The sequence below is a fragment of the Nitrospinaceae bacterium genome, assembly GCA_018669005.1.
In the GTDB taxonomy this organism is placed as follows: domain Bacteria; phylum UBA8248; class UBA8248; order UBA8248; family UBA8248; genus UBA8248.
The window spans coordinates 23,548-30,290 of the sequence record JABJAL010000104.1; the positions used below are offsets into that span (position 1 = coordinate 23,548).

Sequence of the window (6,743 nt, forward strand, 5' to 3'; positions counted from 1 at the left end):
AATGCCGATGAACAATGCGGATTTGATCGTCAAGATCCTAAAAGATGCGGGCGTCACCCACGGCTTTGGAATTCCGAGCGGTAACGTGATTCCCTTTATGGATGCCATGCGCAAAGGAGGCATCCAATTCGTTCTTACCGCACACGAGGGCTCGGCAAGTTTCGCCGCCGAAGTTACGGGGCGCATAACCGGCAAACCCGGCCTCGGAATTTCCACTCTGGGCCCCGGCGCAACCAACCTCGCCACAGGTGTTGGAAGTGCATATCTTGATCGCTCTCCCATGATTGCGATTACATGTAACCTGAACACCAATCAACTTGACCGGCGTATCCAGATGCTCATCGACCATCACGCGCTTTTCAAGCCGATTACCAAGGCGACCCTCCCACTGCGCGAAGGCAGTATTGCCTCTACCATTCAAGAAGCATTGAAAATTGCCCTCAGCGAGCCCATGGGCCCGGTTCACCTCGATCTGCCTGAGGACGTCATGCGGGCAGCGGCAACCGAGGAAGTGCCCGAGACTCCTGAAGGAGAGCGCCTCGCTCCGGCACCGGACGCCGAGGTTGAAAAACTCGCCCAGATGCTGCAGGAGGCAAAACGGCCCATCGCTGTTCTCGGCTCAACAGCAATGCGAATCAAAAACACTGACGCCCTTCGCACATTTATCGAAAAACACCAGATACCCTTCGCCTCAACCACCATGGCGAAAGGGTTGATCGATGAGGATCACCCCCTTTCGATTGGCTGCATCGAACGCTCCCGAAGGCAGATGCAGCGAAGCTTCATCGGCGAGGCCGATCTCGTCATCGGCCTGGGCTATGATGTTATCGAGGCCGAATACGAGTCATGGATAGGCGATGTACCGCTTGTCCACGTGGATATCGAGAAAGCCGACACAGACGCCTCAGTTAACGTGGCACATGAAGTGGTGGGTGATCTGGATGCGACCCTTGAAAAAATAAACGGCATGGACAGCGGCCCGAATGAGTGGCCCTCGGGGGCCGCCCTCCAGCACAAGGACGAGTTCCAGAAAGCCTTGCGCCCGGCTTCCCAGAATTTCACGCCCTACCAGGTGATCGATGTGGTGAGAAGCATCCTCCCGCGAGAGGGCATTTTGTCGTTCGATGTGGGCGCGCATACCCACCAGATTGCCAGCCAGTGGACGGCGCACAATCCACGCACCTTTCTCATCACGAACGGCTGGTCTTCGATGGGGTTCGGGCTACCCGCCGGAATCGGCGCAAAACTCGCGAGGCCGGATCTACCCGTGGTTACGATATTGGGAGACGGCTGCTTCTCGATGACCTGCGGGGAATTGATTGCCGCTAAACGAATGGGGCTCACCCTGCCTGTTATTGTTCTCGATGACAGATGGCTGGGGCTCATCAAGATCAAGCAGGAGCGCCAGAGCCTCGAATACTACGGCACCGAACTTCAGGAAGAAGAGTACCGCGAGCCCCCATCGCACTATTTTGGGGTGCCCGCCGTAGGGGTGAGAGATATTAGTGCCCTTGAAAGAGAGGTTAAAAAAGCGCTGGAGGCAAAAGGCCCAACTGTGATTGAGGCCGTGGTGGACGCGGCGCACTACATGGAAACAGTTTTCGATTAATCTGGCGCTCGCCGCTTAGATAAAACGCACATCCTCAAGGATAGCTTCGTCAAAATTCACATCCTCGATATCGGCTCCCACGAGGTTCGCGCCCCGAAAGCTGGCTTCCGCCACTTCGGCATCGGTAAGCAGGGCATCGGAAAGATCGGCATCCTCAAGATCTGCGCCATGGAGATCGGCTTCCCGCAAATCCGCATCGGACAAATTAGCCTCCTTGAGAGAAGCACCGGCAAGGAGGGCCCCGCGAAGGTTCGCCCCTGAAAGGTCCAATCCATCGAGGTTAACTCGCGAAAGGTCGGCTCCTTCAAGGGCAAGGGGCTTAGAATCGCTTAGCAGTTTATCGATTTCCTCACGCGTGATAGCCATATCAGAATATTAGGCGATACACCTGCCAAAAGAAACGGCCAACAACCACAAAATCACGCATCTGGCACCTACAAAAAATACATCACCGGCGCTATGATGATGTCCATCGGACTTATCTGAATTTTCGGCTCTTTTGGATTTAAACACGAGGCTTCGTTATCGAGGCGGAGAAAACGAAAATGGACATCAAGAAGGTAGGGGTTATAGGGCTGGGAACGATGGGCTCCAACATCGCCATCGTTTGCATTCGAGGCGGCCTGGAGACAGTTGTACTTGAAACGAATGATTCGGCGCTCCAAAACGGCCGGGGCCGAATCAATGCATTTCTCGATGCTGGAGTCGAGAAGGGAAAGACGCCCGCCCAAGACCGGGAGGCTATGCTTGGCCGCCTCTCAGGCACGACAGAGATAACCGACCTCGCTGACTGCGATCTTGTTATCGAGGCCATCAACGAAAATCTTGAAGAAAAAATCTCTTTGCTGCAAAATCTCGACGGCATCCTCGGCGAGGAGGCAATCATCGCCAGCAATACCAGCTCTCTTCCCATCACTGAAATGGGCACTGCCTCGGGCCGCGCGGATCGCGTCATCGGCACACACTTCTGCCTGCCCGCCGCCCTCAACAAACTGGTGGAAGTTGCGCCCGGCTCCCTGACCGACAAAGACACGACCAGCACCGTCATGTCGTTCCTTAAGGCCACAGGTCTAACGCCTATCGAGGTCAAGGACACGCCGGGCTTTATCCTCAATTATTTCCTCATCCCGTTTCAAAACGATTGCATCCGCATGATCGAGGCTGGCTACACAACGGCGGCAGACCTCGACACTGGCATCACCCTCGGGCTGGGCTACAAGATGGCACCCATGCGCCTGCTGGACATCGAGGGGCTCGACATCCATCGAACGGTCTCGCTATCACTCTACGAGCAGTTCAAGGACCCAAGATATTTTCCGCCGCCGCTGGTGGATAAGATGATCGCCGCCGGGCACCTCGGCACCAAGACGGGACGCGGATTCTACACCTATGAAAAAGCGGGCATGTTCGGCGTCGCCGAGCCGAAAAAAGAAAACCTTGCCGCACATGACACCGCTGTGGGAGGCCCCATCGCCGATGCGGTCCAAAAGGTTGGCGTCGTCGGCCTCGGGACGATGGGCAGCGGCATCGCCCAGGTTTGCCTCACGGCGGGCATCGAGGTCATCGGCATTGAGATGGAGCAAGCGGCATTGGAGACTGGCAAGGCCCGGATCGAGAAAAATCTTTCGGGTGCCGTGAAACGAGGAAAAATGGACGAGGTGGCAAAAAAAGAAATCCTCGACCGATTCCGTACGTCCACCGATCTGAGCAGGCTCGCCGATTGCGACCTCATTATCGAGGTCATCGTCGAGAACATGGAGATCAAGCTCGCGCTTTTCGAGAAATTAGGCGACATCGTTAAAGAGGAGGCCATCATCGCCTCGAACACCTCGTGCCTGTCCGTCACAGCCATGGCGGCAAAAACCAAGCGCCCCGAGCGCGTGCTGGGCCTCCACTTCTTCAACCCGCCCTACGCAATGCGGCTCGTCGAGGTCATTCAAGCAATTCAAACCGCGCCCGAAATCGTGGAGTTCGGCATCGCCTTCTGCCAGCGCATTGGAAAAATGCCCGTCCCGGTAAAGGATAGGCCCGGCTTTTTGGTCAACCGGCTGCTCGTGCCCTACCTCAACCACGCCGCCCAGGCTTTTGACAGCGAACTCGCCGACAAAGAAACCATGGACAAAGCCATCCAGACCGGACTTGGCCACCCCATGGGGCCGCTCACCTTGCTCGATCTCGTAGGAATCGACGTTCAAACCTTCGTCGCCAACGCCATTGGCGACGAAATTGGCGAGGCCCGATTCGTAGCGCCTCCCATCCTGCGCCGGATGACATCGGCCAATTGGCTGGGCCGCAAAACCGGGCGCGGCTTCTACGAGCACGGAAACTAGAAGCGCAGCCCCCGAGCCACTGCCTCGGCCAGCCCATGCAAAAATTCCCGCGCCCCACTCTCGTAATTAGCAGATGCCTGGAGCTAACGCCCTGCCGCTACGATGGGGCCCGCGTCCCCTTCGACTTCATCAACCACCTCCTACCCCACGTGAAGCTTCTGCCCGTCTGCCCCGAGGTCGAAATCGGCCTGGGCACACCGCGCGAGCCCATCCGCCTCATCCGCCCTGGGTCCGCCACCCTATTACTCCAGCCCAAAACCGGGGCACGCCTCACCAGAAAAATGCGGAGTTTCGCGAAAGAATACCTTGCAGGCATATCCACCGCCGATGGCTTTATCTTAAAAAGCCGCTCGCCCTCGTGCGGAATTCGGGACACGAAAATCTTCCCGAACCTCCATGCCACCCACCCCATAGACAAGGGCGCAGGGCTTTTCGCCGAGGCTGTCCTCACAAAATTCGGCCACCTCGCCATCGAAGACGAAGCCCGCCTCACAAGCCCCGCCAATAGAGAACACTTCCTCTCCAAACTCTTTACCCTCGCCGCCTTCCGGGCGCTCAAAAAATCGCCCACCCCGAGAAAACTCGCCCGCTTCCATGACGAATACAGCCCGCTTCTCGCCGCCCACAGCCCCAAAGAGGGGGCCACCCTGGCAGAGATTGCCCACAAATTCACCGATATAGATAAACGCCTGCCCGCCTATGAGGCCCATCTTCGCCTCGCCCTCGCCCGCCCCGTCCCCAAGGCGCGCCGGGGCCGCTATGAGCCCCCCTTTCCCAAAGGGCTCACGCTCCCCCTTTAGCTCCCTAAGGCGAATATCTCGATCACGCTCCGCCGGGCGCATACCCCTAAAAACAGCGCCCGCCGCGAACCTCCCTACACTTTCGCGGCATTTGCTGTGGTTGGGCCTCCTCGCTCCACACCCGCGGGCCTCTCGCTCCTCGCCCAACGCCCGGCACTTGCCCTGAATCTCGATGAATGATACCCGGTATGTATCCAGAAAAATTTACAATCAGGCCGGGTTTTACCGGCGGGAGGTATTGATAAATGAAGGCGGCGATTTTTCATGAGTACGGCGGCCCCGAGGTTATTAAGATTGAGGATATCCCTGAGCCCGAGCCAGGCCCCGGCCAGGCGCTTGTCGAGGTGCGCTCTGTTGGCATCAACCATCTTGACCTGTTCGTGCGGCAGGGGCTTCCGGGCATAAAATCGGTTATCCCCCACATCGGGGGGAGTGATTTCACGGGCGTTATCAAGGCGCTTGGGCCGGGCGCCAAGGGCTTTGAGGTGGGCCAGCGGGTCATCGATTATCCGCTTGAGAGCTTCAGCGGGGTGCCCTTCTATCTTTGCGACGATCCGCCGCCGGGCACGTTTGAAATTATTGGCGAGCAATCAAACGGGGCATGTTGTGAGTACATCGCCGTCAACACGCCGAACCTGCAACCCCTGCCCGAGGGCCTCTCGTTCGAGGAGGGGGCCGCTTGCCCCGTTGTTTTCATCACCGCCTGGCGAATGCTGACCGAGCGGGCCTGCCTGAAAGCGGGCGAGACGCTTTTGGTTCAGGGCGCGGGGAGCGGCGTGGGCACCGCCGCGATTCAGATTGGCAAGCTTCTGGGGGCGCGGGTTATCGCCTCGACCTCAACGCCCGAGAAAATTGCGCGCGCCAAAGAGCTCGGGGCCGATGAAGTGATCAACTACCGCGAGGAATCAGTCAGCAAGCAGATGCGCGCGCTGACGGGCAAGGACGGGGCCAATGTCGTGTTTGAGCACGTGGGCGAGGCCACCTGGGAGGAGAGCGTAAAGAGCGCTGCCTTCCACGGGCGAATTGTCACCTGCGGGGCAACGACGGGTTTTAATGGGAACACGAATCTCGCCATGGTCTTTGCCAAGCAGCTCTCCATCCTGGGCTCGACGATGGGGAGCCTTGGCACGTTCAAAAAAGTTTTGCGCTTTCTGGGCGAGGGCGCGCTCAAGCCGGTTGTCGACCGGGTGATGACGCTCGATGATTGCCGCGCGGCGCACGAAATTTTGGAGGCCGGCGATCAGTTCGGGAAAATCGTGCTCAAAGTGAGCGAGTAGCTCTCTGGCTCAAAAGACAACATCAAAATCGGCCAAACGGCCCTGCCACGCTTTTCCCCAGCCCTACGGCGATGTATTCTCCCCGGTGGGAGTGGATCGGTGCCGGTGTGCCGCCTGGACTTCAAATCCAGTGTGCGGGGCTAATCACTTCGCAGGTGGGTTCGACTCCCACGCATTCCCGCCAATTTACCACTAACCCCGTATAGGCAAGGAAATTCCTTGTTTATACGGGGTTTTTCTTTTTGGTGAGTGAGACAGAGAGCGACTAAATACGCTCTTTTTTGATGCTGAACCGGCACCAGAACCGGCACCAGATAAAGGAACCCCAAAATGGAAACAACATCAGAGCAATATCTAAGCACTAAAGAGCTAATGGCTCTCCTTGGTATATCTAGGTCCACAATCCACAGACTGATGGAAGTTGGTCTCCCTTGTCTAAAAGTAGGGGGCCAGAACCGATTCCCCAAGGAAGAAGTGATCGAATGGCTGAAAGAGAGAGAAGAAGTTGCTGGTGTAGCCACGGCAATACTTCCAGAAGGCAGTTACAGATGTATAAGTTGTGGCTTGGTAGGTAACGTCAATAAGCCGATGTCCTTGAGTAACCTATGCTGCCCTCAATGTGGGACACAGTCTCAGGTGGAACGGGTTTAAAGGAGTCGCCCCACCGCCCCCGCATAAGCTCTGGGGGCTGGTGGGAGCGACGACGAATAAGGTTGAGGGAATTAAG

Annotated in this window: 6 protein-coding genes and 1 tRNA gene; 6 read left to right on the forward strand and 1 reads right to left on the reverse strand. The window is 57.3% G+C overall.

Annotated features, from left to right (window positions below):
- The first annotated feature begins 1 nt into the window (after position 1).
- Positions 2-1,609: a thiamine pyrophosphate-binding protein gene (locus HOJ95_16820; GenBank protein ID MBT6396361.1), complete on the forward strand. Its 1,608-nt coding sequence runs from the start codon at positions 2-4 to the stop codon at positions 1,607-1,609.
- A 15-nt stretch (positions 1,610-1,624) separates the two neighbouring features.
- Here the strand turns inward: HOJ95_16820 and HOJ95_16825 are convergent, their stop codons facing one another.
- Complete coding sequence (locus HOJ95_16825) at positions 1,625-1,975, reverse strand: pentapeptide repeat-containing protein (protein MBT6396362.1); 351 nt, start codon at positions 1,973-1,975, stop codon at positions 1,625-1,627.
- Positions 1,976-2,154: 179 nt separating this feature from the next.
- Here HOJ95_16825 and HOJ95_16830 point away from each other — a divergent pair, with 179 nt between their 5' ends.
- The 5 genes from HOJ95_16830 to HOJ95_16850 all read left to right on the forward strand — a co-directional run bounded on the left by HOJ95_16830 (position 2,155) and on the right by HOJ95_16850 (position 6,667).
- Positions 2,155-3,939: a 3-hydroxyacyl-CoA dehydrogenase family protein gene (locus HOJ95_16830; GenBank protein ID MBT6396363.1), complete on the forward strand. Its 1,785-nt coding sequence runs from the start codon at positions 2,155-2,157 to the stop codon at positions 3,937-3,939.
- 35 nt (positions 3,940-3,974) lie between these two features.
- Entirely contained in the window at positions 3,975-4,739 is a 765-nt protein-coding gene (locus HOJ95_16835; GenBank protein MBT6396364.1) for a DUF1722 domain-containing protein, read from the forward strand.
- A gap of 245 nt (positions 4,740-4,984) precedes the next feature.
- Positions 4,985-6,016: a zinc-binding dehydrogenase gene (locus tag HOJ95_16840; protein MBT6396365.1), complete on the forward strand. Its 1,032-nt coding sequence runs from the start codon at positions 4,985-4,987 to the stop codon at positions 6,014-6,016.
- Positions 6,017-6,103: 87 nt separating this feature from the next.
- A tRNA-Sec gene (locus HOJ95_16845) sits at positions 6,104-6,200 on the forward strand.
- A 146-nt stretch (positions 6,201-6,346) separates the two neighbouring features.
- Positions 6,347-6,667, forward strand: a complete 321-nt coding sequence (locus tag HOJ95_16850; GenBank protein ID MBT6396366.1) for a helix-turn-helix domain-containing protein — start codon at positions 6,347-6,349, stop codon at positions 6,665-6,667.
- Positions 6,668-6,743: the final 76 nt, after the last annotated feature.

Coding starts and splice junctions, on each gene's coding strand:
- HOJ95_16850 (MBT6396366.1), top strand. CDS start 6,347: ATGGAAACAACATCAGAGCAATATCTAAGCACTAAAGAGCTAATGGCT.
- HOJ95_16825 (MBT6396362.1), bottom strand. CDS start 1,975: ATGGCTATCACGCGTGAGGAAATCGATAAACTGCTAAGCGATTCTAAG.
- HOJ95_16835 (MBT6396364.1), top strand. CDS start 3,975: ATGCAAAAATTCCCGCGCCCCACTCTCGTAATTAGCAGATGCCTGGAG.
- HOJ95_16820 (MBT6396361.1), top strand. CDS start 2: ATGCCGATGAACAATGCGGATTTGATCGTCAAGATCCTAAAAGATGCG.
- HOJ95_16840 (MBT6396365.1), top strand. CDS start 4,985: ATGAAGGCGGCGATTTTTCATGAGTACGGCGGCCCCGAGGTTATTAAG.
- HOJ95_16830 (MBT6396363.1), top strand. CDS start 2,155: ATGGACATCAAGAAGGTAGGGGTTATAGGGCTGGGAACGATGGGCTCC.